The following is a 23,244-nucleotide window of genomic DNA, read 5'->3' on the forward strand; positions in this document are numbered from 1 at the left end:
TGCTCGAACAGCTCAGCCGCCTGCATCCGCACGGTCTCACGGCGCTGACGTCCCACCGCGGTCAGCCCGCCCCCATCCGCATATCTCACACACCATGGGATACAGCCACTGAGCCAAGCCCCTCAGCCACTTCGCAACGAATCACCCTGACGAGCTGAGGTCAGTAATGCCGCTGAGCACGGCAATGACGTCGTGGAGGTGCCGTCGCGGGCCACGTTCAACCGGCTCTTCGCGAAGCTGTCCGGCGGCGTCCACGTGACCGGCTCCGCCCGCACCCGCCGGTCCCTCGCCGACCAGCCCAACGGCCCGTTCCGCTACGAGCAGGCCGCGGCGCCCGGCGAGCTGATGCAGATCGACTCCACCCCGCTGGACGTGCTGGTCCGGCTCAGCGTGCGGACCTGCTGGGCGGATGCGGGAGTGCAGCGGTGCCCGGTGTCCCAGCAGTCACCCCGGTGGACCCGGACGGCAGGCTTACCCTGGGCTATGCCCCGCTCCACCAGCCACTCCGGCGGCGGCCGCCGCCGCGATTCCCCCTCGACCTGCCGCTCCGCGGCCGCCAAAGCCTGTTCGACGCGGTGCAGCTCCCCGCGGAGGTAGGTGGCGGGGACCTGGAGCCGGGGGTCGTCCGGGGGCAGTACGGACACGTCGGTCAGTCCCTGGACCCCTGGAGCAGACGGCGGCACGCCGTGCACGGCGTGGAACGGCGCCGCACTCACCTCTCGAGTGCGGCGCCGTTCTTCATCCGACAACGTTAACTCGGGCTTTGCCCGACCCGTCCGAGCCATGGACCAGGCCTACGTATCGAGACAGGTTCCCGACTCAGAAGGCTAGGGCGGGGTCAGGGTGCCGGGCAGACCTGGCCGGGAGCTCCGTTCCACTTGATGATCGCGCTGTGGGCCACGGAAGGGAATGCGGTTGTGGCGCCGGGAGAGTTGGAGCCGCCTCCGCCTCCAGCGCCGCCGGAGCTGTGGGAACCGGCCCCGCCGCCGCCTCCGTAGTAACCGCCGCCTCCGCCGCCGCCACCGTCGGAGTCCTGGGCGCCATTGCCGCCCTGGCCGAGGAGGCCCGGCTTGCCATTGTCGCCCGTCTGACCGCTGGTGCCTCCGGCGCCACCTGCGGTGGTGGTGCCTGCTTCGCCTCCGCCGGCGCCGCCGACGCTATTGCTTCCGCGGGCACCTGCTGTGCCGCCTGCTCCTCCGGGGGAGCCGAGCAGGGATGCGCCGCCGCCTCCGCCTCCGCCTCCCGCGACGAGTACCCGTGAGGACAAGTCGCTTGAGGTGCGGATGTCGGTGGCTCCCCCACCTCCACCGCCTCCGTCGACGTAGAAGACTCCATAGGAGGGGCCGCCATTGCCTCCGCCGTTGAAGCCGCCCTGCCCGATGGCTCCGAGACCGTCGTAGCCGTGCTGGCCGTTTCCGCCGACGTATGCGTAGAGAGTGCGTCCGTTGGGATCGAAGGTGCTGGTGGGGATGTCGGCCGTCACCATGGCGCCTGCCCCTCCAGCCCTGCCGCCGATGCCAGTTCCGTCCCCGCCGGCGCCGCCCACTACCTGGACGTTGAGGGTGTCGACGCCGGCCGGGATCTGAAGCTGGTAGGCGCCCTGACGGGTCGCCGTCCAGGTGAAGGCGGCAACGTTGCCGTTCAGCGTGCAGGTCAGTGTTGCCTCGGCATTGGCATCCTCCAGTTCGGACAAGGAGGGTGTGCGCGGCGGTGTAGTGACAGTCCCTACAGCAGAGCCGATGATGTTGTCCCGACCTGCTGTATTGATGTCGTTGCCGGCCACCTGGTTGTTATTGCCGACGATGACAGGCGGCAGCGGGTCACCTACGGCGTAGGCAGGGCCAGGGGAACACATCAGAAGCGCGATCGCAGTCAGCGCGCATCGGGAGAGTCGGCGATTCATGGAGTCTCCGAGAAGAGGACGGTGTGGAGTACTAGAGTCAACCGACAAGATCGATTCCCGCCTCGGCCGACACGCTCCCGCGAGCGCCGGTTGAATCGTTCGGCTCCACCTCCGCTGCCACGACTCGTCCGTCAGCGACAGGAGATCACCGGGTCCCATCACCTGGCCCGGGATCTCCCCGCCGACCCGCACACGGCTGCCGTCCTGTCCGTCGGGCGGGCAGACGATCACGGGAGCTGAGGTCAGGGGCCCGGGAGCGGGACTGGAGGGGGTGGGGCGGGCGGGGTGGATGGTGAAGGCCTGGTCGGCGCCGGTGATGGCCAGGAGGCGGATGAACTACCGGTTGGATGCGGCCAGGACAGGTGCCGACCGGCGGCTTCGGCGTCGATCCGGGCGGCCAAGAGGACCTTGAGCCCGCTGGAGTCGCGGAACACCATCTGCTCCAGGTCCACCACGATCTCTCCCGTGCCGGCGGCCAGGGCGGCCTCGGCGGCGGCGCGGAATTCGTCGGCGCGGGTGGTGTCCGTCTCGCCCCAGGGAGGTATCACGGTGCGCAGCCGGCCCGTTTCGATGTCGGTCCGCCCGCTGCTGCCGTGGTCGCCGCTGTCCTGCGTCATCTCGGCCTCTTGTCCCTTCCCGGCTGGTCACAGCCTCGCGTGCAGATCCCCTGTCCAGAATGCGAAGGGTGGGCGGGAGCGTGTAGGGCGTGAACCCGCCGCCCGCCGGACCCCTCCGTGCCGCCCCGTGCCGGTGCCGGGGCGGCGAGTGTCAACGCGGGGCGGGGGTGATCGTGACCTGCCGGGCTGCGCGGCGTTACCGCGGTGGCCGCTCTCGGCGGGTTCCACGCTTCGCCGGGAGCGGCTTGGTCGGCCCGCGGTGGGCCCTTGGCCGGACACCCGCCGCTGGCCCCGCCTCCCAGTCTTGGGCCGGGCTGCGCGTCGAACCGGTACTCGCCCCGCCCCCTGTACCTGAGAGCCGACTGGTCCTCTGGCCAGGCGCTATCTGCGATCCCGGTGGTATCCGACCACCTGTCGGTGAGGATGAGGGGCGCCGCTCAGGCGGTGGACAGGGGGAGACGGATGGGCGTCATCGGCGAGAGTCTCGACCGGGCCGGGCAGCAGGCGTTCACCCGGCCGATCCCGAAATCCGCCGGCGCCCGCGTGCGCTACCTGGTCAAGCAGCACGCCGGCTCTACCCGGCAGGTGGCCGCGCTGCTCGGCATCTCCCAGCGCACGATGGAGCGGTACGTGAAGGACCAGATCCGCACCCCGAAGCCGGAGCTGGGGAGCGGATGGAACGGGAGGTCCGCCGCCGGTGGCAGACCCATGTCCGCAAGCGGGCCCGTCCGCGGGCGGCCGGGCAGTCCGGGCTGGTGATCGAGACCCGGGCGCGGTTCGGGTTCACCGCGGCGCCGGGGTCGACGGACGACGGGCGGATGCGGCGGATCACCCAGCACCTCCCGCCGGAGCATGCGGGCCGGCTGCTGTCCTCCCAAGGCGCCGACGCCTCGGAGGCGGACCTCCGGCGGATCGCCGCCGAGGGCCTGCAAGAGGTCTACTTCCGCGACGGCGGCCGCCGGGCGGACGACCTGGTGGTGGAGTTCACCGACATCGACTACCTGGAGATCGGCCTCTGACGGCCGGCCCCCTGGGGGGAACCTGAGGGGGAAGCTGCGGGGGAACCTGGGGGGGAAACTGGAGGGGAAGCTGAGGGGGAAGCGACTTCGGGGACCGCTAGGCATCGTCCCTGCTCACCCCCCCCTATTCCTGCCGGTGAGTTTCCAGACATATAGGTAGGAGGGTGGTAGCGGTGGGGTTGCAGGGGGTTGCGGTGAGCCGGGGTTCGGCTGGAAACCGTGGTGGTCTTGGGGAGGCCGGTCGTTGGCGTGGCGTGAGGTGTTGATCACGGTGCGGGAGGAGGTCGGGTGCGGGCTGGGGTGTGGTGGCGGCGGGTCTGCTGGCCGGGTGCGGCTGCGGGTCGTCGGACGGGAAGCCGGAGGCGGACCCGTCCACGTCGGCACCGGTGGCGTCTTCGCCGGTCCCCTCCCGGGGCGACCCGCAGGCGGCCGAGAAGGGGGCCGTGATGGCCGCGTACCGGGCGTTGACGGCGGCGGAGGAGCGTTTGCACACGGCGTTGACGGATATCCAGTCCACGCTGTTCTGGTACCAGCAGAAGAAGCTCCGCACGCGCGGCACGGTCACCCGCACCCCGGTGGCATCGGTGAAGGCCGGATCGGACCCGCTGGAGGCCACGGTGGTGGACTGCGCGGACTCCACCGCCTACGAGACCCTGCGCGCAGACGGCACGACCGTCCCCTACTCCGGCTCCCGCCGGCACGTGGTCACGATGACCGCGGCCCAGGGCAAGGACGGCGCCTGGCAGTTCCTGACATCGGACATCGACCGGGACCGCACATGCTGACCACCACCCGGGTGGCGGCCGCGGCCGGGATCGGCGCGCTGCTCCTGGCCGTGCTCCAGGTCCCGGCGGCCGCCGACGGTCCGGGCGGCGGGGTGGTCTGCCCGCCCAAGGTCCTCAACTGCGATATCGACGCCAAGGACCCGGGCGTCCCCGCCCCCGGCAAGCCCGTCAAGAACCCTGGGAAGCCCGGTGGCGGCCAGCCGGTGGAGTGCCGGATCGGCGGGGAGCCGGTGCCGTGCTCGACCCCGGAGATGGGGAAGTTCAACCCGGCTGACGAGTGCTACCGGCGCCCCTACGACGGCACCCTCCCACCCGCCTTCGGCACTGGCGCCCCGGACGGCTGGGAGGTGGGGGATCCGGGCGGCCGGCTGTACCTGGTGACCTGCCCCAGCGGCGGCGACGTCCAGGGCGGCGTCCGCTGGTCACCTACCGGCCCCCAGGACGGTGGGGTGGACGTCCAAGCCCTCGCCCGCCAAGCGGTCGAGCGGCTGCGCCTGGAGGCCCCGGACATCGGTATTGCACCCCGGCCGGAGGGCTTGGGGACGGTCGGCGTGCCGGTCTACATGTGGAACAAGCCCGGTCCCACCCGGACGGGCCCGGCGACCGCGTCCGCCTCCGCCGGGTCGGTCACCGTGACCGCGACCGCGACGGTCCGCCATGTGGTGTGGTCTATGGGCGACGGCGCCACCATCGTCTGCACCCGCCCCGGCACCCCGTACCGGGAGGCGTTCGGGCTGGAGATGTCACCGGACTGCGGCCACAAGTACACCCGCACCAGCGGCCACTCACCGGGCCGCCGCTTCCCGGTCACCGCCACGACGACGTGGGACGTGGAGTGGGCCGGCGCCGGTCAGACCGGCACGGTCACCACCACCCGGCAGTCCGCCACAAGCCTGGCCATCAGCGAGATCCAGACCGTGTACGTGCCCTGACCTGCACTGGGGAGTTTCCCGGTGAGGCCCTGGCGGTGAACTCACCAGCCATCGGTGAGTTTCGCCGACGAAACGCACCGTCCGCCGGTGAGTGGCCGGGCGGAACTCACCGGCCGCCGGTGAGTGCGCGGGGCGGAACTCACCGGCTGCCGGTGAGTTCACCGGCCCCGTGCTCAGGCGGTCCCGGGGTTGGGGGTCCAGACGGCGGGGCCGCCCCCGCGCCACTCGATCAACGACCCCTTGGTGAGGTCGACGTCGTCGGGGTCCAGGCCGGCCCGGCGCAGGAACTCCAGCAGATCACCGGGACCCATGGCCCGGCCGAGGATCTCTCCGTCCACCCGCACACGGCGGCCGCCCTGGGCGTCGGGCGGGTAGACGATCACAGGCAGGCCGGCGGGGTCCATGCCTCCACCGTGCCGGTACCGGGTCATTCGAGCACGCCCAGTGCGGTGTCCGGGCGGCAGTGGATGCAGGCGGGCACACTCTCGGCCAGGGCGCGGCGGGCGATGTCCGGGCTGGCCGGGGTGCCGTGCTTCTTGGCATCCCAGCACCCTCCGGCGTGGACCCAGGCGGGAGGCCTGCCCTGGCCGATGCCGCGCTCGATCAGGTACGCGGGCGGCTCCGGAGGCGGCGGGCGCCGGGCGGCGGCGTCCTCCTGGTCCTGGGCGGCGGCCAGGACCTGCTCGGCGCGGCCGAGCTCGCCCCGCAGGTAGATGACCAGGGTGCGCAGACGCGGCACGTCAGGTGGCAGGACGGACACCGCGCTCAGGCCCCCGACGAAGGCCGGCACCGGGAACACAGCGGGTTGGCCGGGTCCCCGTAGCGCGCGCATTCCGTGCCGCACCGGGCGCACGGTCCGGCCTGCGAGCGTGCCCACGCGGTGGGATTGCTGGGACCGGCAGGTGTCTCGGCGGCCCGCACGGTGATGTTCTCGGCCGGGGTGGGGGTGGTCATGCGGCTGCCCTCCGGGGTGCGGCGGGGGCGGTGCGGGCGGCACGGTGCAGGTCGGCGCGGCCGCCCCCGCCGGGGCCGGTCCAGTACGGGTGTGTGTGCAGGCGCAGCGACAGGGCGATCAGCTGCCGCCGCGCCGTGGTGGTGCCGGCCGGGCCGCAGGCGGCGAGGTCGGCGTAGGCGGACTGCCAGGCCCGCTCCAGGGTGAGGAGGTCGGGCGGGAAGCGGAGTGGTGCTCTCACACCCCAAGGGAAACACGTGTTCGATTTCCAAGGGAAGTCTGGATGCCCCGTCCGGGCCTCGGCCGGGCGCCGGATCCGGGCTCCGGGTGCGAGGCTGGGAGAGGGGCTCACCGTGGGAGGTTCTCGGATGCGGCCCATCTGGTCCGGTGCGATCTCGTTCGGCCTGGTCACCATTTTGATCAAGGTCTACCCGGCGACGGAGTCCCACGCGGTGGCCTTCCGCCAGGTCCATCTCGCGGACGGGGGCCGGATCCGGTATCGGAAGACCTGCGAGCTGGACGGCCAGGTCCTGGAGGCGGGAGAGATCGGCCGGGGCTACGAGACCGCGACCGGCACCCTGCTCCCGGTGACGGACCAGGACCTGGACGGGCTGCCGCTGCCGACGGCGAAGGCGATCGAGATCGTCGGGTTCGTGCCGGCGGCGAGCATCGACCCGATCCAGATCGGCGCCTCCTACTACCTGGCCGCCGAAGGCGTCGCGGCCAAGCCGTACGAGCTCTTGCGCCAGGCGTTGGAGCGCAGCAGCAGGGTGGCGGTGGCGAAGTTCGCGATGCGTGACCGCGAGCGCCTGGGCCTCCTGCGTACTGGCGCAGGTCACTTGTTCCGACTGTGCGGTATGCCCGGGGATCTGGTATCAGCTGCGCGCTCTGCGACGTAGTCCAACCAGTCCCTCTTCGCATAACGAACCCACCGCACGGCTGTGTTGATGTGCATGCCGAACAGGTCTGCGATCACTGACGCTGGCAAATCGAGCGCCTGCGCCAGCCGGGCGGTGTTGCGAGCACGCCTGACTTGAATCCCGTACCTATTTAGACTTGCAACGTAAGACGTAGAGTTGGCGGGATGCCCAGGAATCAATCCTGGGAACAGATGGTGCTTACTCACAGTGCGGCCAATCGATGAACTACGCAGATCCGAGTGAGCAAGCTCAGCCATCAAATCTGCCAGCCGAGATGGCAGCAAGAGGGGTTTCCCTCCCAGCTTCAAATAGGTCCCATCTGCTTCCCTCCACACGTCATCCACCGACAGAGACAGCACATTCTTAATTGGGACACCGAACAACAGAACGAGAGTGCCTACGACTCGAATGTTGATCGGAATCTCGACGTCATTCAGACAGCGCCGTAAGTGTTCAGCGTATTCCATATCACCCAAGAAGCCAGTAGGCTGCCTCTGAGGCATGGTCGGAATTTCAAGTTGGTCGATCAACCTTCGACTGACCGCCCACCCAACGAAGTAACGCACCTGGTACGCCGATGTACGCCCATCGCTAAAATGCAGCCAGTCGTCAAGGTCACCTTGCCTCAATTCCTCAAACGGCAGGTTTCGTTCATCGAGCCATTTAAGGAACCGGAAATGGCACACCTGGACATCACCGTGGTGCGCGCGGTCGAGCGGACCCGCCCCGTCCAGGTCGACCGCGGACAGGCCCAACGGCTGGGCATCGCCACCGGCTCGCTCGCCACACTGATCCAGCGGACCTACTACGACCCGGACGGCCGGCCGGTGGAGACCGCCGACATCCTCGTCCCCGCCGACCGGTGGGACATCGACTACGACATCACCCTCGACCGCAGCTGACCGAGCCGCCTGAACAGAGCCAGCCCGACCTCTCCCTCAGGACCTGGCGTTGTTCCGGGTGCGTCCATCCCTGAGCGGTCGCCGCAGGTCAGGTCTCGTACTTTCTGCGGCACGAGAAGTGTTCGGGCAGCCCTTCGGGACCAGGAAGGCTTGCGGGCTGGCCGCAGCCGAAGCGGCAGAGCGGGATCGTGAAACCCGCTGACTGGGCCGGAACACTGGCGGCCTCGGCTTCCGGTGGACGGGACTCAAGGACGATCGCGCGGCTGCCACGTCTCGGCTTCGGTTCGGCCCGCATCTCCGAGGCGGGCCGATCCTCGGTGCACCTGTCGCGCCGGTCCCCCTGTCGTACGGGTGCCTGGCGCTGTTCGCCCTCCGGGGCGGACCCGTTGGCCTCCAGATAGCGCTGCCATTGCTGTGCGGGGAGCCAACCGTGGTGGCCGTTCCGCTGGAACGAGATTCGTTCGCCGGCCGCAGCTTCCACGATGAACCGGGTGAGGGTCAGGCCGCCCTCCCTAGTCTGGGCACTCGACAGGTGGGCCGGCATGAGGACACGGTGCCAGCCCCCGCAGTACCCGGCGTCGGTGGGATTGTCCGGGTCGTAGGGCTTGTCCGGGCACCGGGTGAGCGGGCCGCTCTGGTTGCACCGGCCCTCCTCCAGGACGAAGTTGCCGTCCTGGACCGCGATGGGGTTCCTCTGCACGCGGATAACGGAGGCAGGCAGGTTGGGCGTGCGGACGTAGGGGACGGTGCCGATGCTCGCATGGTCGGGGTCGGCGAAATCCCATACCGACCGGATACCGCCCTGGCGCCGGAACCGCTCCCGCGCCCGCATGCCACGGGCCGTCTGGGGGCTCAGCTGCGGCTCGTAGCCAAGGACGATGCCGTTGGCGCCGTCGATACGCACATCGAGGCGCGCGTGCCCGTCAGCCGCCCGCGACTCGATGTCGGCGTGGAAGCCGTGGTCTTCGGAGTCCTTCGCGACGCGTTCCTTGCGGGCCAGGTGTTCGTCGGACTCGTGGCTGATGGGCTTGTCTCCGGGTCTGCGGTAGTGCGAGGCCAGCCATACGCCATCACGCTGGACGAGGTACATGGGCACGCGCCGGCCCCGGAGGTCTCGGCAGTCCGGGCAGATGAGCCCGCGCTTCTCGACGGGGACACGCCCTCGCATACGCAGCAGCACGTCCAGGAGGTCTCGGCCGTGCGGGACGCCGAGGTCGGCGCGGTCCAGGTCGAGATTGCGGCCAGCCGGTTCGTAGAAGACGGGGTTACGGAAGAGGTCTTCGTCGTTGTCGATCTGAAGGTCATCGTCCACTGATGCTCCCCGCAGCCGCTACGAGTAGAACTCACAACGCTACGGGGAAGGTCTGACAATCGGGGCTGGACCGTGGAACGCACAGCGGGGCACCAGCAGCCCCATCGCCCCAGCAAGGGCCAATACCCCGCCCCCGCACACCTGGCCGGCTTTTCTGGGCGCTGCGCCCAGTCCCAGCCTGCTGTTCAGTCATTGGTGTGCAGGTGGCTTTGGCGGGTGGTAACCAGCGTGCGCCAGGTGGCACGAACGTCCTCTTCGCTGCGGTTCCAGCGGGTGGTCGACGGCGTGGGGAGGGGCAGGTCCGCCATGAAGTGGGCGATGTCGGTGAAGTAGGCGTAGTCCCCGGAGGCGGTGAGGTCTTGGAGCCGGTCGATGGTGGCGGCCGTGCCCGGGGTGTCGCTGCGGACGGCGTGGTGGAAGGCGAGGGCGAGTTCCACGAAGCGGTGGAGGAAGGGGAGCCCCACGGCGGCGATGTCGGCGTGCAGGGTGGTGGCTCGGTCGGTGACTCCGGGGGTGCCCGCATCCTTGATGAGGGCGACGGTGTGGGCGAGGAGGGTGGTGGAGCGCTGGTCGAGCCCGTCGAGGAGCTGGTGGCCCAGGGCGAGTTCTTCGCCGGCCCGTACGGGGTCGGCGAAGGAGACAAGGTGGCGGCTGCGGCGGTGTCGCCGTGGGACCAGTGGATGTCGCCCAGCACCCGGTGGTGGCGGCCCTTCCAGCCGAGGCCGGGGACGGCGGCCAGGGCGGTGGGGAAGTCTCCGGCGAGGCGGGCGAGGCTGGCCAGGCCGGGCCGGGCCCGCACCGCGAGGCGGCCTCCGGCATCGGCGACCTGCCGCATCCCCTCCCGGGCGGCCGGCCCTTCACCGAGGTCCTTGTGGGCCTTGGCCCGGTAGTACAGAGCCATATCGGCCAGTTCGGGAGGCAGCAGACCGGTCGCCAGGACAGCGGTCAGGCGCTGCTCGGTGCGCCGGCGGTGCTCGTGCTGGCGGCGGGCGATCGCGGTGAGGAGCTCGGCCATCGCGTCGGCGGGGGTGTCGGGGGCCTCCTCGGCACCGGTGGGGAGGGTGAGGGGTTCCCAGACGGAGTCGCCGGTGTAGGCGTGGGCGGCCTCGATGAGCCAGCCCAGCTCGGTCAGCCGGTGCTCGCGGGCCAGGCGCAGGCCCTGGCGCAGGCAGGCCACCAGGAGGAGCCGGCCCGGGACGGTGGCGGCGGTGGCCGTCCACTGGCGGCCGAGGGCGGCCAGGGCGCGGGTGGCGGCGTGGTGCCAGTCGGTGTTCGTCCAGCGGTCGTCGCTGTGGTCGTCGTCGCGCAGCGCGGTGCGGATGGCGCGGTGCAGGTGGTAGGGCCACAGGGCGTAGGGGTTCTCGGTGACCAGGGGGCGTTCGATGAGGCGGCGGGCGGGGGCCTGGTGGGTGAGGCCGGCGGTGTGGGTGGCGAGGTCGAGGTCGAAGGCGTCCAGGAGGCTGACGCTGCGCAGGAGGTTGCGCTCGTCGGGGGTGAGGTCGGACAGGGTGCGGGCGAGGAGGGCGGGGAAGCTGCAGTCGAAGTCGGTGGCGGTGGGGGTGCGGCCGGTGCGGCGGATCTCCAGGAAGCGGCCGACGGCGAGGTCGAGGTGGAGGGGCAGGCCGTGGGAGCGGCTGGTGATCGCGCTCCGGATGTCCGGGCTGATCAGGGGCTGGCCGTCGTGGGTGAGGCGGCGGGCGAGGTGGGCATCGCAGTCCTCGGGTGACAGGTCGCCGACCAGGTGCTGGCGGCCGGCCGGACCGCCGGTGCGGGGCGTGGGGAGGGTGTGGGCGGTGCCGGTGGTGAGGCCGGGCCAGGCGGCCGGCCCGGTCCAGTCGAGCTGGCCGTGGAGGGCGGGGTCGGCCCAGGGCAGGCGGGTGCGTCCGGCGATGACGAACAGGACGTTGGGCATGAGCCAGACCAGGCGCTGCAGGAGGCGTTCGGTCTCCCGGTGGCGGTCGTCGGTGTCCTCGAAGGTGTCCAGTAGCACTACCGGGGTCAGGGCCGCCTTCGCCGGGAGCCGGCTGAGGTCGAAGGCGAGCAGGTGCGGGTAGTAGGAGAGGGCTTCCAGGTCGGGGGTGGCTTCCAGCAGGGCGGCGGTGCGGGCGGCGCCGGCCAGAGCCTTCGCGGTCTCCTTGCGCTCGCGCAGGGCGGTGACCAGGGCGGAGGTGAGCTGGCCGGCTGCGGAGCCGACCAGGCCGGGCAGCGCCAGGGCTGCGGCCGCCTCTCCTACCGCGGCCTGGATCTGCTGGGGCAGCATGCCGGCGAAGCGCCCCGCCAGGTTGGTGCGGCGGATGTACTCGTCGAGCGGCTCACCGGGGTGGGTGTGCTCCCAGTAGTGGCGCAGCGCCACGTCGAAGGAGGGCAGCGGGCGGCCCAGGGCGCCGGCCAGGGCGAGGCGGATCGTGAGGATGACCCGTTCGACGTCGGATCCGGTGGAGGCGGAGCGGGCCAGGTCGATCCGGATGGGCAGCAGGCGGGCGCTCCAGGTTGGGGCACCCCACTGCTCGGGACGCTCGGCGGTACCCAGTGCGGCCTCGATCTTGCGGAGCAGGATGGACTTGCCGACGCCTCCCACTCCGTGGAAGACGATCACGTTGGTGCGGGGGGCTTCGAGGTCTTCCACGTCGAAAGCCGGGTCGGCGGTGCGGCGCAGGTGCTCCTCCAGCGCGGTGGCCACCAGGGTCCACTGGTGCTGGCGGTCGGTGAACGCCTCCACGGCGTCGAAGCCGGCCGGGTTGTTCGAGCTGAACAGCGCACGCAGGTCGGCCATGGTCCCCCCCAATGGTGATCGTCTGAACCCCAACCTAGTGCCGCTTCAGGCAGCGTTCACCCCGGGACGGGCGGGCCGAACGCGGTCTGGCAGGCAGTGATCGAGGAGCGGCTTCTACCGGCGGCGCAGAGACCCGGGACCGCAACGAGTGGACCAGCCACCGGCCGACGAAAGCCGCGGCCCTCCGGCCCGCACGACGGCAAGCCTGCCGTCTTCGAAAGCGATCCGATCACCAGCGGCCAGGAAGAGCGGGCCTGCCAGCTCGAAGGCATACCCGTCGTCGGTTTCGAGGTCCTTGACCAGTACCAACCGCGAGGCCGGCGTGGCTCCGTCAGCTACCAATCGCATGCCGAGATGGTCCCACGCCGCCTGAGAGCACGTCAGTCACCAGAGAAGGCAATCCGCAGATCCCGGTCGGTACGGCACCGTCGGCCCCAGGCCAGCAGCGTCGTCACCACCTCGCGCTCGCCGCTCCCCAGGCGTGCGAGATCCGAACCTTCCAGCTCCCGCACCATGCGGTCCACCGCCTCACCGCGCAGGGTGGTGTCGCCGTACGGATCGATGCGGGCCAGGCTGGGGACGCGATGCCGGCCGAGCCGTTCCACAGCCGCCCAGAACTCGTCCTTGTCGTCGACCATCCGCTCCAGCACCCCTGCCGGCGGCCGAGGGCCGGGCTTCCGCCCGGTCCGGGACACAGAGCCCCCTCGACGCAGTTCGACTACGAGCGTCATCCCTACCCCCTACTCCCCCACCCGCCGGACAGGCCGATTCTGCGTGATCCGGAGGAAGCCGGCCTCACGGTGGCGGCACAAGCGCAGAAGGGGTGCCGCCGGGATTGGACGGGCCGATCGGCTGCGGCCGACAATGATCCTTTGCTGGGCTTTCCCCGACGAAGGACTCATCTCGTGACCCTCTCCCCCGATTCCCCCGATTCCCCTGATTCCGTCGATTCCGTCGAACCCTCCGATGCGGCTTCCCTCGAACCCTCCGGTGCGGCCGACGTCGAGGACGCCGCCGACACCGTCGCCAAGGTCGCCTTCTGGTATACCGAGGCGATCATGGCCGAGCGCAACGACCCCGACTCCGAACCCGGGCGTCTGGAGGAGCTGATGGCGCAGCACCGGGAGGTCGTGCAGGACCAGGCGCGCCTGGCGGATGCCACCCCGCAGGAGGCCGCCCAGATCGCCTCCCTCTACGCGGCCCGGCTGGAGTCCCTGGAGCCCGGCCCCCAGTAGAAGGTGTCCGCGCGGGCCGCGGGCAGCGCCGCCCGCACTGCCGGGCCCGGCAGCCTGCGCGCCCGCAGGGTTGCGGGCATCAGCGCCCGGGCCAGGAAGGCGATCTGCTCCAGGTCGTGCCGGTAGTGCGGCAGCTCGGCCCGCAGCTGCCGCTGCACCGCCCAGAACCGGGACGCCTCCTGCTCCGTGTAGGGGCGGGCGTGCTCGTCCAGCACGGCCCGCGCCGCACCGAGCAGGCGCGCCCAGGCCCCGGCGGGGGTGCGGGTGTTGCCGTACAGGACGGTGGAGTCCCGACCCCACACCATCACCGAGTCGGCTACTCCAGCTTCCTCGACGGCGGCGACGGTGTCCGCGAGGGCGGCGAAGTGCCGGTCGTGCCCGTCGGCGGTGGTGAACCGGGCCGGGCCCCCGCGGCGGGCGCTGCGGGCGTAGCGGGCGGCGGTTGCCTGGCGGGAGTCGGCGGCCCGGACCGCGAGGACCACCAGCTCCACCCGGTAGCCGGCCTGCCGGTAGAGCATCACGCTGGACAGGAACGCGGCCGGGCTGGAGGGAGTGACCTCGATGGTCACATCCCCGCGCCGCTCGCGCACGTAGGCCTCGGCCATCGCCTGCCAGGCCCGGTAGTCCGCACGGATCCGCTCCCCGGCCGTGCGGGGCTCGTCGTTCAGGAGCTGGCGGTAGTCAGGGTGCATCGCCTTGAACAGGTCGCCGCTGATCGGGGTGGGCCGCCCCCGCAGCGCCCGGCGGACCGCAGGCGTCGTGCTGGTCTTCCCGGAGCCGGGCTGGCCCACCACGTAGACGGCCACCGGGCGTTCCTGGGCGGTGATGCCGGTCAGGAGCGAGGGCACGATCAGCGTGTCGAAGACGAAGCGGTGCTCCTCGGCGGAGAGCCGGTGGTAGTCGGTGCCCGGTGCCTGCCGGCGGGCCTGCGCGGTGCGTCGCACCGGCTCCGCCAGGGCCGCGGCGCGCTCGGCGTCCCGGCGGACCGCCAGCGACCAGTCCTGCGGGAGCCGCGGATCGTGGGCCCGGCGGTCCGCGTCCGCCAGCTGCCGGCGGAACACCCCGGTCTCCGCCGCGCTCCAGGGGCGGGCCCGCTCGGCCAGCAGCACCTCCCACGCCCGTGCCGGGCGCAGCCACCGGCCCGCGGGGGTACGCTCGTAGGAGTACAGGACCTCCCCGGCCCGGCGGACGACGACGACCCGGTCGGCCAGGCCCAGCGCCTCGGTGTCGGCCAGGGCCTGGGGCAGCGCGGCCGCGCAGGCGTCGTGGTTGTCCCAGCCCACGTACCGGGCCCGGCCCTCCTCGGCCAGGCGTAGGTACCGGTCCAGGACGCCCAGCTGCGACACCGCCTCCGGCACCGCCAGCGCCACCACCTCGATCCGGTACCCGGCCTCCCGGTACGCGTCCACCGCCGACCGCCAGCCCGCCGGATCCCCCAATGCCTCCTCCGCCACCACGTCGAAGCGGCCGCTGCGGGCGTGGGCTTCGACCTCGGCCTGCCACCGGTAGGTCTCCGGCCGCACCCGCACCCCGGCCGTGCGCACATCCTCAGCCAGGAACGCGCCGTAACGGGGGTGGGCGGCCTTGTAGGTGTCCCGGTCCACCCGGACCGCTCCACCGCGCCGGGCCAGCGCGGTGTGGACCAGGTCCATCACCGCGGTCTTGCCGCTGCCGGCCTGCCCCGCCACGAACACCACCACCGGGTGCTCCTGCGCCACCGCGGCCGCCGTCAGCCCTGCCACGATCTGCCGGACCGACAACTCGCTGTACTCCTCCACTGCGTCTCCTGGCCGTGATCGACAACCTGGGGCGAACTCGGGGCACCCTCCCGCGGGGGGGGGGGGGGGGGGGGGGGGGGGCCCCCCCCCCCGGGGGGGGGGGGGGGGGGGCGCCCCCCCCCCCACCGCCAGGGTGGTTACTGGGCGTCGAGCTTCTGGCGCAGCTGGTCCAGCGTGGGGCCGGCCCCGGTGCCGTCGTTGACGTGCCACAGCGTCCAGCCGTTGATCACGTTCCCGGTGACCGCCTCCGCGGCCTTCGACGGCGACGGGAACGGCGTGGAGTGCCCGTCCACGATGAGCTGCCCCTCAGCCGTCACCACCGCGCGGCCCGACCGGTTCGCGCGGCGCTGGCGGAACGTCAAGACCGTCCCCGGCAGCAGCAGACCGGCCTGCATCAGGCCGGCGAGCGGACCGTGCGGAACCACCGGCGCCGCCGACTCATCGGCCGAACCGCCACCCAGCGACAGGGTGACGTGGATCGTGTCGTCGCCGCTCGCACTGGTGAGGCGGGCGATGACCGAGGGATCGAAGTGAATGCTGAGCGTGGCCACACAGGCCTCCCGTCGACAGGGCATGAAGGCCCGTTCCACTTTCTTTCCCTTCGATCTTATGCGGTGTAAGCAGCTCACGTCTACTTCAACTTTCAGGGATTCAGCGAAACTTGGAGTCCGCTACCAGGAGCACTGGCGTGGCTCGGCAGCAAATCCCCAACGGGCGGGTCAGTAGGCCCGTTGGGGTATGCGCTTTCCGCAGGGCGGCTGCCCACCAGGGACAGGCCTCGACGCCGCCTGCAAAGTAGGCGGGACCAGACCTCAGATGGAACCGGTCTGGGTCTGATGTCGGTCCGAGGCTCTAGGGTCGCCCCATGACAGACGAGACTCTCCAGCTGCGCCAGGAAGACTTCAATCGACGCGCCGGTCAAGCGGTCCTGGGCATGTACCGGGTGGCTGCGGCCGGCGGCGGTGACCCTGGTGAGGCGGTTACGGCACCGTATCGGGAGTTGCTGGATGCCGCGGAGCGGCGCTTCCGGACCGCAGCAGAAGAGGGTGACCTGCAAGGGATGGCCGACGGGTGGAATGAACTGACCGACATTGCGACGCACATGGCGCACGCGAATGCACGGATCGGGACCGCCCTGTTGGCGACCGTGGTGAACACGACCCAGCTCTCACCCGAGGAGGCGATCAACAAGGCGATCAAGCTGGTTGAGTCGTGATAGAGGTAGCCGACATCCCGAGGAGCCCGGAGTCTCCTGCGTGCACCTCTGAGAGTTGGAACCGGCCGAGTCCTCACGACAGCAGCACCTGTCGTGTCGAGCAGCGCCAGTCGAATCTGTCAGGCCTGACTCCTTGATCATGTGCCGGGGCCCGGAACCAGTGCTGGTTCCGGGCCCCGGCACATGATCAAGGAGTCAGGGGTTGAGGTCCAGGACGCGGACCGGTTCACCGTCCCAGCGCTGCGGTACGGTCGTGGCGATGACCGCCCCGTCGGGGCGGTCGGCAGTGGGCTGAGCCGCGTGCCTGCTCTGCGCGGCCGCCCAGGTCTTCTCACGGGCGACGGCGAGGGCGGCGGGCAAGTCCAGGTCCAAGACGGTGATCCCGGGCAGCGCCGCCAAGTGCTCCGCGGTCCCGGGACGGGCCCGGTCGGCCTCCACGAGCGCGCAGGCCGGCGCGTACAGGAACCAGCCGGCCTGGGCGTGGGCGCGGTGGATCAGGCGGGAGGCCAGGACGTTGCCCTGCCCGGCCGCAGCCATCGCTGTCTCGTCCAGGACGATGTGCACGGCATCGCTCACGGGCGCTGCACCTGCGCAAGGCGGCGGTCGAGTTCGTCGTCGAGGGCGGTCTCCTCGGCCGAGGAGGGGGCGTAGCCGTTCCAGGCCTGGAGGGCGGCCCTCGCCTTCTCCGCCTGCTCGGCGCGCTCGGCCGGCGTCAGCATCGTCTCGGCCAGGCGCGCCAGGTACGCGCGCAGCGACAGGCCCTCCTCAGCAGCGATGGCGGCGAGGCGGTCCCGGGCCTCTTCGGGGATTCTCACGTTGGCGTCGGACATCACGGTGCTCCTTCCCATCTTCTTAGGGTACGGGTACGTACCCGTACCCGTACCCTCTGAGTGCTGGCCGGTGGCCGGGTACCTGCCGTGATGATCGTCTCTGCCCGCAGGTTCCGCCCAGAGACCGCCGCGCTAGGGGCGCCGGGGACCTGCGGAACCGTGGTCCTGGGCATCGTCCGGAAGCAGGGCCGGGGGTGGAACCGTGGTGGGAACCATCTGACTTGGTTCGTGGCGGACTTTGAAGTTCATGAGGTGCTCCGTCACCTCCGACTCAGCGTCGCGCGCCAGCAGCCTCTTCCGGGCTTGAGCCCGCCCGTCTCCCTTGTCCCGCTCTCCCGGCGTCGGAAGCACGGGCGAGCGCACCTCCCCGAGCAGCTGGCGATTTCTGTGGAATCCGCCGCTGCGGGATAGGTGGACGGAGCTTCCGCCTCTAGGAGCCGTCCGATGGGTCGTGAAAGCCGATCACGGCTGTGGCCTAGTCTTCGCTGAGCGAAGGGGGTCGCATGTCGCGCTACACAGCCGAAGCAGAGGCGAACATGAAGGGGATCACGTTTCCGACCTGGCACGGAAAGCACTACGTGACCCTGGCCGAGCTGCTGGTTCGCCTCGGCAGCTTCGGCCTGGACCTGACCTGGCGCGTCGAACTTGACGAGCTCGTCGATCCTCGCTGTGCCGAGATAGAGAGAGGGTCCGCCTCGAAGGTGTTCTTCGCCGATCCACACTCGCCCTGGCAACGACCGACGAACGAGAACACGAACGGGCTACTGCGTCAGTACTTCCCGAAGGGAACTGATCTCTCCCGCTGGTCGTCCACGGACCTCGAAGCCGTCGCCATGGCGATCAACAACCGGCCCCGCAAGGTCCTCGGCTGGCGGACGCCGGCCGAAGTCTTCGAAGAGCAGCTACGCTCGCTGCAACAGCCCGGTGTTGCAACGACTGGTTGAACTCGCCCAATATACGAGTGTGCGCTTCACCGAACACCTGAGCATCGAGGGCATCCGCCCCTCGATCGGCAGCGTCGGAGACGCGTATGACAATGCCTTGATGGAGACGATCAACGGTCTCTACAAGGCGGAGTGCATGCGAACCAAGGTCTTCCACGACGGTCCCTGGAGAACGGTCTCTGACGTCGAGTACGCCACCGGCTCGTGGGTCGAGTGGTACAACAACCGCCGGCTGCACGGAAGTCTCGGCATGATCAGCCCCACAGAGTTCGAGGCAGCTCACTACGCTGACACAGAACCACGAGCCGACTGATCACCGGCCAACAAACCACCGGCAGAAAAGTCGGAACGGTTCACCCCACGACACCGAACCCGAGCAGCACAACACGAGCCGGCACAGGTGGCAGCGGCACGGTCGAGGCGTCCCTGGCCGCTGACCACCTGGAACGGCTGGCAGCGCTTCGCCACCACCGACCCCCCGGCCCCACCCCAGCTTGGCGACCCGCCCCGCAGCGTTGAAGAACGCCTCGCCTACCACTCCCGCTTCGTCACCATCCGCACACCCGCCATCGATACCCTCGCCACCCAGGTCCGCACCCTGATGATCCTCGGCCGTCACCAGCAGGCCACCGCACGCCCTTCCCTGATCGTCACCGGGCCCGCCGCAGCCGGGAAAACAACGGCCCTCCTCCACGTCGGCTGGGCCTGCCACCTCGCCCACCAACGCAAAAACCCCGCCCCGCCCGGATCAGCCCACGCTGCGGTACCCGTCGCCTACGTCCTGGTCCCGCCCGGCGCCACCGCGAAAACCCTCATCACCGAGTTCGCCCGCTACCTCGCCATCCCCGTCACCGCGCGCATGACCCAAACCCAGATCACCGACGCCGTCTGCCACACCTACACCACGGCCGGCATCCAACTCGTCCTCGTCGACGAAATCCACCGCCTCAACCCCCGCACCACCACCGGCGCCCAAACCGCCGACCTCATCAAAGACGGGCCTTGACCCCGGATCTTGGACACCGGAGACCCTTGGATCTTGATGGTCCAGGAGAACGGAGTCCTTTGTGGGGATGAAGCATTACCCCGCCGGAGTTCAAGGCGGACGCGGTCGCGTTGTACCGGTCGAGGCCGGGAGCGACGATCAAGTCGGTCGCCGGTGGTCTCGGGGTGAACACCGAGACGCTGCGGCACTGGATCCGGGCCGCCGACGGCCGCCGACCTGGCGCCCACTCCGCACCGCCGGCCGCCTCGCGGGCCGGCGCCGACGCCGTTCCGGCCGAGCTGGCCGCAGCCCGCAAGAGGATCCGTGAGCTGGAGGAAGAGCGGGACATCCTCCGCAAGGCGGCCCGGTATTTCGCGACGGAGACGCGCTGGTGAACCGCTACCAGTTCGTCCAGGATCACCAGCGCCGGCACGGCGTGAAGCGGCTCTGCGACATCCTCGGCCTTTCCCGGTCGAGCTTCTCCTACTGGCGCCGCACCGCGGCAGCAAGAGCGGCCCGCCAGAGTGTCGAAGCCCAGATCGCGGCCCGGATACGCAAAATCCACCAGGACTCCGACGGCACCTACGGAGCCCCCAGGATTACCGCGGAACTCCGCGACGAGGGCGGCCCGGCAGTCAACCACAAGCGCGTCGCCAGGATCATGCGGACCATCGGGCTCGAGGGAGTCCGTCTGCGCCGCCGGCACCGCACCACCGTCGCGGACCAGGCCGCGGCGAGGCACCGGACCTGATCGGCCGTGACTTCACCGCGGCCGCGGTCAGCAGGAAGTACGTCGGCGACATCACATACCTGCCGGTCAGCGGCGTGAAACCGCTCTACCTCGCCACCGTCATCGACCTCGTCTCACGCCGATGGGCCGGCTGGGCGATCGCCGACCACATGCGGACAGAGCTCGTGATCGACGCCCTGACGGTCGCCGAGCGGACCCGCGGGAACCTGGCCGGAGTGATCATGCACACGGATCACGGATCTCAATATTCGAGCAGGGCATTCGCTGAAATCTGCAGGTCAGCAGGGGTCCGGCAGAGCATGGGCGCGATCGGCTCCAGCGCGGACAACGCAGCCGCGGAAAGCTTCAACGCCGCCTTCAAGAGAGAGACACTCAAAGGCCGCAAAGCCTGGCCGAGCGAGCGCGAGGCCAGACTCGACGCCTTCCGCTGGCTGACCCGATACAACACCCGCCGTCGGCACTCGCGCCTCGGCCAGCGATCCCCGATCGCCTGACCTCACCGAACGCCTCCCCGCGACGTTCGTCTACGCCGGCATCAACGTCACCGACACACCCCTGTTCACCGGGACCCGCGGCGCCCAACTCGCCGGACGCGCCACCCTGGTCACCTGTGGCCCACTCCCCGCCCGCGCGGGCACCCGCCAACCCTTCCGCGAGATCATCACCGACATCGAAAACGCCCTCGACCTCACCCACCACAAGCCCGGCGCCCTCCCCCGCCACGCCCCCTACCTCCACCAACGCACCGCCGGCCGCATCGGGAGCCTCACCCGACTCATCCGCCAAGCCGCTATCAACGCCATCAGTGACGGCACCGAACGCATCACCAAAACCACCCTCGACGCGATCCAACTCGACCACCTCGCCGAAACCCACCACCACCCCACCCGAACCCGCTAACCCACCACCCCGACAACACGAAAAGGCCCTGACCAGCACAAACACTGGCCGAGCCCTTACACGCTAGAACCATCCACAACCGACCCGGCCACACTCAGCACGGGACACACACTCCCAGGTCACACACCCCGAACCGGCCCGTGAAACCGTTCAATAGAGCTCTCAACAAACCCACAACACACCAGATCAGCCAGCAACCGATACACCAACCACCACCCCCTCCAGCGTCATCAGCCGGTCCTCGTTGGAGCGGGAGGCGTGCAGGTCGCGCGACAGGGTGAACATGTCGAACGAGGCCGGGATGGCGTACAGGTTCTCCGAGTGCTTGCGCACGAGCGAGAGGGCGTAGTCCCGGTCGTCCGGACGCTGGAGCATGGCTCGAGGCAGGGTCGGCCCGGCCTGGTGGTCGTGCTGGGCGAGCCCCATGAACTCGGTCGGGTTCCCCTGCGGGTCGAGGTCTACCAGGAGCGTGCGGCGGCCGGCTGCGGCCAGAGCACCACCGAGGTGCAGCGTGGTCGTCGACGTGGCCACGCCGCCCTTCTGGTTCAGCAGCGCGTCACGAGTGGTGGTCGTCATGCCCGGCAACCTACCGGGCTCCGCATGCCGTCATGCCGTTGGGCCGTCATAACGGCGTACCATCACCAAGCCTTTGAGCTGCGGGTTTTGTTGTCGGGCTACCGCATCAAGGGCGGGATGGCCGGGCGGCGAGACTGGGCCCGTGACAGATCAGCGCCGTTCCCTGGGCCCCGGCCCCGCCCCGACCCCCGTACCGCCCGCCCCCGTGTCGGCCCGCCGGAGCCGGTTGGCGGCCGAGGCCCTGCCGGACCGAAACGCCGAGGACGCCACCGCGGCTTCGCCCGCTCCGCCTGGGCGACGTCGCCTCGGGGCCGGCGGAGCGGCGCACCTCTGACGCGGGGGCAGGCTCCCGGGAGTCCCCCGGGAGCCTGCCGTCACGCTGGCGGTAAGAGCCTGGTGATGATGGGGCCAGCGGTTCGCATGGAAACTTCTGGGGCTCAGGAGGCATGAAGAGAGGGTTTGATCCGGCCCTCCCCGATGCCAGGGGCCTACTCGCCCTTGGCATCGGCCTTGAGTTTCGAACCCGCCGAAACCTTTACTCCATGGCCCGCCGGAATCTCGATTAGCTCTCCGGTCTGAGGGTTGCGCGCGATGCGAGCGGCACGGTTCGTCCGCTCGAAGGTCAGGAATCCGGGAATTGCCACCTTCTCGTCGCCCTTGGCGACGACCTCACACACCGTCGTGGCGAGCGCGGCCAAAATCGCGTTGGCGTCCTCATGGATCACGTCGGCGCGTTCGGAGAGGACGGCCACCAACTGCGTGCGGTTCACTTCTGCTCCTCTGTTTCTCCCAGCCGGGCGATGCACGACATCAGGACTGAATCACATCAGCTGGAGGCACAGCGACGTGGTAGCGACGTGGACCAGTCCCAACGCTTTCCAGCACGGTGTCGGCGAGACGGTCGAAGTCCGGGTGCGGCTCACTACGGCGGACCTCTGTATCGAGGTGTCCTCCGGCGGCCGGTGGGTTCCCCGGCGCTCTACCGAGCCGTTCGATGAGAGGGGCCGGGGCCTGCTCATGGTCGATGCCCTGGCCGAGGCCTGGGGTGTGTCGGCCGACGACGGCCGGGTCTGGTGTGTCCTCCAGCACGGCACCCGCACACCGCAGGGGCTTCAGTGAGCCTGTTGGACGGCGAGTGGCGCGAACTCACCGAGCACGAGCTCCTGCGCATCTTGGCTCACCTCCGACCGATTCAGCCGGCGATCCTCGACGCCATCTTCGAGGACCTCGAAGCGGTCCTCGGGCCCGACTCCGCCCCGGACCCGAGGGAGACGGCCCTGGCCCAGCGGATTCGCGCCCAACCCCTGCGGCTGCACAGCATCCGCCCGCCGGACCACGCCCCCCAAGCCTACGCCGACCTCGTCGCAGCCTCGCGGACCCTCGTGGAGTTCCGCGGGCCGCCCGGGGCGCTGGTTCCCCTGCGGCGGATGGCCCTGGCCGCCCTAGACCTGATCGACCTCCTGGAACCCCTCCCCGTGCCCTGCCCCTGATCCGCGTTCCCCGCCCGACGCCGGCGTCCGCAGCCGGACGGTCCGGACGCGTCGTCACCCCGCCGTAGCAGCTTCCACTCTCCCGAGGACCGCCATGTGCCTGCACCGTCCGCCCTGCCCCTCCGCTGGGGACGCCGACCGCAGGGCCGCCCGGCCCACGGGATCACCGTCGAGCGGGTCCTGACCGACAACGGCTCCTGCTACAAGGCCAGGCTGTTCACCCAGACCCTCGCCGCGGCCGGCGTCACCCACAAGCGCACCAGGCCCATCCCCGCAGCATCCCAGCCACAGGCTCCAACCGGAGAAGCGCCGACGAGTATCCAGCACCCTCGCAGCCAACCGACGGGCCATGCACTGGAACAGTCACGCCCATGACAGCCAGACATCCTCGTGATGGGCACCCCGTGGCAGCAGCTTGGTCAAC

Annotated in this window: 22 protein-coding genes and 7 pseudogenes; 14 read left to right on the forward strand and 15 right to left on the reverse strand. The window is 70.4% G+C overall.

Going from position 1 to position 23,244, the window contains the following annotated elements; all coding sequences use genetic code 11:
* Positions 1 to 314: 314 nt before the first annotated feature.
* The 3 genes from ACZ50K_RS35280 to ACZ50K_RS35290 form a co-directional block, all read right to left on the reverse strand.
* Positions 315 to 644 (reverse strand): DUF6233 domain-containing protein, encoded by a 330-nt coding sequence (locus ACZ50K_RS35280; protein ID WP_468911065.1) that lies wholly within the window; start codon positions 642 to 644, stop codon positions 315 to 317.
* 194 nt (positions 645 to 838) lie between these two features.
* Positions 839 to 1,903 (reverse strand): glycine-rich protein, encoded by a 1,065-nt coding sequence (locus tag ACZ50K_RS35285; RefSeq protein WP_468911067.1) that lies wholly within the window; start codon positions 1,901 to 1,903, stop codon positions 839 to 841.
* A 242-nt stretch (positions 1,904 to 2,145) separates the two neighbouring features.
* Positions 2,146 to 2,520, reverse strand: coding sequence for an STAS domain-containing protein (locus tag ACZ50K_RS35290; protein ID WP_468911070.1), 375 nt, complete (start codon positions 2,518 to 2,520; stop codon positions 2,146 to 2,148).
* Positions 2,521 to 2,982: 462 nt separating this feature from the next.
* On the opposite strand from ACZ50K_RS35290, the pseudogene tpg reads away from it, so the two are divergent.
* The 3 genes and pseudogenes from tpg to ACZ50K_RS35305 all read left to right on the forward strand — a co-directional run bounded on the left by tpg (position 2,983) and on the right by ACZ50K_RS35305 (position 5,256).
* Positions 2,983 to 3,539 (forward strand): annotated as a pseudogene (tpg, locus tag ACZ50K_RS35295) (telomere-protecting terminal protein Tpg).
* Between the two features lie 386 nt (positions 3,540 to 3,925).
* Positions 3,926 to 4,324: a hypothetical protein gene (locus ACZ50K_RS35300; protein WP_468911073.1), complete on the forward strand. Its 399-nt coding sequence runs from the start codon at positions 3,926 to 3,928 to the stop codon at positions 4,322 to 4,324.
* Positions 4,318 to 5,256, forward strand: coding sequence for a hypothetical protein (locus tag ACZ50K_RS35305; RefSeq protein ID WP_468911076.1), 939 nt, complete (start codon positions 4,318 to 4,320; stop codon positions 5,254 to 5,256). The genes ACZ50K_RS35300 and ACZ50K_RS35305 overlap by 7 nt, the downstream gene beginning before the upstream one ends.
* A gap of 173 nt (positions 5,257 to 5,429) precedes the next feature.
* Here ACZ50K_RS35305 and ACZ50K_RS35310 read toward each other — a convergent pair whose 3' ends face one another.
* The 3 genes from ACZ50K_RS35310 to ACZ50K_RS35320 form a co-directional block, all read right to left on the reverse strand.
* Entirely contained in the window at positions 5,430 to 5,660 is a 231-nt protein-coding gene (locus ACZ50K_RS35310; protein WP_468911077.1) for a hypothetical protein, read from the reverse strand.
* A 23-nt stretch (positions 5,661 to 5,683) separates the two neighbouring features.
* A complete protein-coding gene (locus ACZ50K_RS35315) occupies positions 5,684 to 6,046 on the reverse strand; it encodes a DUF6233 domain-containing protein (RefSeq protein WP_468911080.1) in 363 nt (120 codons plus the stop codon).
* A gap of 160 nt (positions 6,047 to 6,206) precedes the next feature.
* Entirely contained in the window at positions 6,207 to 6,449 is a 243-nt protein-coding gene (locus tag ACZ50K_RS35320; RefSeq protein WP_468911082.1) for a hypothetical protein, read from the reverse strand.
* A gap of 127 nt (positions 6,450 to 6,576) precedes the next feature.
* Between ACZ50K_RS35320 and ku the strand changes: the two are divergent.
* Positions 6,577 to 7,032 (forward strand): annotated as a pseudogene (ku, locus tag ACZ50K_RS35325) (non-homologous end joining protein Ku); the annotation flags it as partial.
* 773 nt (positions 7,033 to 7,805) lie between these two features.
* Positions 7,806 to 8,030 (forward strand): UTRA domain-containing protein, encoded by a 225-nt coding sequence (locus ACZ50K_RS35330; protein ID WP_468911085.1) that lies wholly within the window; start codon positions 7,806 to 7,808, stop codon positions 8,028 to 8,030.
* A gap of 88 nt (positions 8,031 to 8,118) precedes the next feature.
* Here ACZ50K_RS35330 and ACZ50K_RS35335 read toward each other — a convergent pair whose 3' ends face one another.
* The 3 genes from ACZ50K_RS35335 to ACZ50K_RS35345 all read right to left on the reverse strand — a co-directional run bounded on the left by ACZ50K_RS35335 (position 8,119) and on the right by ACZ50K_RS35345 (position 12,753).
* Entirely contained in the window at positions 8,119 to 9,342 is a 1,224-nt protein-coding gene (locus ACZ50K_RS35335) for a hypothetical protein (protein WP_468911088.1), read from the reverse strand.
* A 31-nt stretch (positions 9,343 to 9,373) separates the two neighbouring features.
* Complete coding sequence (locus ACZ50K_RS35340; protein WP_468911090.1) at positions 9,374 to 12,115, reverse strand: ATP/GTP-binding protein; 2,742 nt, start codon at positions 12,113 to 12,115, stop codon at positions 9,374 to 9,376.
* Between the two features lie 380 nt (positions 12,116 to 12,495).
* Positions 12,496 to 12,753 (reverse strand): hypothetical protein, encoded by a 258-nt coding sequence (locus ACZ50K_RS35345; RefSeq protein WP_468911093.1) that lies wholly within the window; start codon positions 12,751 to 12,753, stop codon positions 12,496 to 12,498.
* Between the two features lie 267 nt (positions 12,754 to 13,020).
* Between ACZ50K_RS35345 and ACZ50K_RS35350 the strand changes: the two genes are divergently transcribed.
* Positions 13,021 to 13,350 (forward strand): hypothetical protein, encoded by a 330-nt coding sequence (locus ACZ50K_RS35350; RefSeq protein ID WP_468911096.1) that lies wholly within the window; start codon positions 13,021 to 13,023, stop codon positions 13,348 to 13,350.
* Here the strand turns inward: ACZ50K_RS35350 and ACZ50K_RS35355 are convergent.
* Positions 13,308 to 15,128, reverse strand: coding sequence for a zeta toxin family protein (locus ACZ50K_RS35355; RefSeq protein ID WP_468911097.1), 1,821 nt, complete (start codon positions 15,126 to 15,128; stop codon positions 13,308 to 13,310). The genes ACZ50K_RS35350 and ACZ50K_RS35355 overlap by 43 nt on opposite strands.
* A gap of 137 nt (positions 15,129 to 15,265) precedes the next feature.
* Positions 15,266 to 15,679 (reverse strand): restriction system modified-DNA reader domain-containing protein, encoded by a 414-nt coding sequence (locus ACZ50K_RS35360; RefSeq protein WP_468911100.1) that lies wholly within the window; start codon positions 15,677 to 15,679, stop codon positions 15,266 to 15,268.
* A 314-nt stretch (positions 15,680 to 15,993) separates the two neighbouring features.
* Here ACZ50K_RS35360 and ACZ50K_RS35365 point away from each other — a divergent pair, with 314 nt between their 5' ends.
* Positions 15,994 to 16,344, forward strand: coding sequence for a hypothetical protein (locus tag ACZ50K_RS35365; RefSeq protein WP_468911102.1), 351 nt, complete (start codon positions 15,994 to 15,996; stop codon positions 16,342 to 16,344).
* Positions 16,345 to 16,539: 195 nt separating this feature from the next.
* On the opposite strand, the gene ACZ50K_RS35370 is transcribed toward ACZ50K_RS35365, so the two are convergent.
* Both ACZ50K_RS35370 and ACZ50K_RS35375 read right to left on the reverse strand, forming a co-directional pair.
* Entirely contained in the window at positions 16,540 to 16,920 is a 381-nt protein-coding gene (locus ACZ50K_RS35370) for a PIN domain-containing protein (RefSeq protein WP_468911104.1), read from the reverse strand.
* Positions 16,917 to 17,174, reverse strand: coding sequence for a hypothetical protein (locus tag ACZ50K_RS35375; RefSeq protein WP_468911125.1), 258 nt, complete (start codon positions 17,172 to 17,174; stop codon positions 16,917 to 16,919). The genes ACZ50K_RS35370 and ACZ50K_RS35375 overlap by 4 nt, the downstream gene beginning before the upstream one ends.
* Before the next feature lie 671 nt (positions 17,175 to 17,845).
* Between ACZ50K_RS35375 and ACZ50K_RS35380 the strand changes: the two are divergent.
* From ACZ50K_RS35380 to ACZ50K_RS35400, 5 genes and pseudogenes are all read left to right on the forward strand, one after another.
* A pseudogene (locus ACZ50K_RS35380) lies at positions 17,846 to 18,118 on the forward strand (IS30 family transposase); the annotation flags it as partial.
* A 4-nt stretch (positions 18,119 to 18,122) separates the two neighbouring features.
* Positions 18,123 to 18,431, forward strand: a pseudogene (locus ACZ50K_RS35385) (integrase core domain-containing protein); the annotation flags it as partial.
* A gap of 87 nt (positions 18,432 to 18,518) precedes the next feature.
* Positions 18,519 to 19,124, forward strand: coding sequence for an ATP-binding protein (locus ACZ50K_RS35390; protein ID WP_468911107.1), 606 nt, complete (start codon positions 18,519 to 18,521; stop codon positions 19,122 to 19,124).
* Between the two features lie 61 nt (positions 19,125 to 19,185).
* Positions 19,186 to 20,348 (forward strand): annotated as a pseudogene (locus ACZ50K_RS35395) (IS3 family transposase).
* A pseudogene (locus tag ACZ50K_RS35400) lies at positions 20,347 to 20,754 on the forward strand (hypothetical protein); the annotation flags it as partial. The pseudogenes ACZ50K_RS35395 and ACZ50K_RS35400, both read left to right, overlap by 2 nt.
* A gap of 186 nt (positions 20,755 to 20,940) precedes the next feature.
* On the opposite strand, the gene ACZ50K_RS35405 reads toward ACZ50K_RS35400, so the two are convergent.
* Positions 20,941 to 21,330 carry a ParA family protein gene (locus ACZ50K_RS35405; RefSeq protein WP_468911110.1) on the reverse strand — a complete coding sequence of 130 codons (390 nt, stop codon included), beginning with the start codon at positions 21,328 to 21,330 and terminating at the stop codon, positions 20,941 to 20,943.
* Positions 21,331 to 21,818: 488 nt separating this feature from the next.
* Positions 21,819 to 22,100, reverse strand: coding sequence for an HU family DNA-binding protein (locus ACZ50K_RS35410; protein WP_468911112.1), 282 nt, complete (start codon positions 22,098 to 22,100; stop codon positions 21,819 to 21,821).
* A gap of 345 nt (positions 22,101 to 22,445) precedes the next feature.
* Between ACZ50K_RS35410 and ACZ50K_RS35415 the strand changes: the two genes are divergently transcribed.
* Positions 22,446 to 22,820 (forward strand): hypothetical protein, encoded by a 375-nt coding sequence (locus ACZ50K_RS35415; protein ID WP_468911114.1) that lies wholly within the window; start codon positions 22,446 to 22,448, stop codon positions 22,818 to 22,820.
* Positions 22,821 to 22,973: 153 nt separating this feature from the next.
* A pseudogene (locus ACZ50K_RS35420) lies at positions 22,974 to 23,087 on the forward strand (IS481 family transposase); the annotation flags it as partial.
* Positions 23,088 to 23,244: the final 157 nt, after the last annotated feature.

The organism is Streptomyces sp. NPDC033845, from assembly GCF_055576225.1.

Excerpts from the sequence above, each read along its gene's own strand:
- ACZ50K_RS35285 (WP_468911067.1), bottom strand. The coding sequence starts at position 1,903 with ATGAATCGCCGACTCTCCCGATGCGCGCTGACTGCGATCGCGCTTCTG.
- ACZ50K_RS35290 (WP_468911070.1), bottom strand. The coding sequence starts at position 2,520 with ATGACGCAGGACAGCGGCGACCACGGCAGCAGCGGGCGGACCGACATC.
- ACZ50K_RS35305 (WP_468911076.1), top strand. The coding sequence starts at position 4,318 with ATGCTGACCACCACCCGGGTGGCGGCCGCGGCCGGGATCGGCGCGCTG.
- ACZ50K_RS35310 (WP_468911077.1), bottom strand. The coding sequence starts at position 5,660 with ATGGACCCCGCCGGCCTGCCTGTGATCGTCTACCCGCCCGACGCCCAG.
- ACZ50K_RS35330 (WP_468911085.1), top strand. The coding sequence starts at position 7,806 with ATGGCACACCTGGACATCACCGTGGTGCGCGCGGTCGAGCGGACCCGC.
- ACZ50K_RS35340 (WP_468911090.1), bottom strand. The coding sequence starts at position 12,115 with ATGGCCGACCTGCGTGCGCTGTTCAGCTCGAACAACCCGGCCGGCTTC.
- ACZ50K_RS35345 (WP_468911093.1), bottom strand. The coding sequence starts at position 12,753 with ATGGTCGACGACAAGGACGAGTTCTGGGCGGCTGTGGAACGGCTCGGC.
- ACZ50K_RS35365 (WP_468911102.1), top strand. The coding sequence starts at position 15,994 with ATGACAGACGAGACTCTCCAGCTGCGCCAGGAAGACTTCAATCGACGC.
- ACZ50K_RS35375 (WP_468911125.1), bottom strand. The coding sequence starts at position 17,174 with ATGTCCGACGCCAACGTGAGAATCCCCGAAGAGGCCCGGGACCGCCTC.
- ACZ50K_RS35405 (WP_468911110.1), bottom strand. The coding sequence starts at position 21,330 with ATGACGACCACCACTCGTGACGCGCTGCTGAACCAGAAGGGCGGCGTG.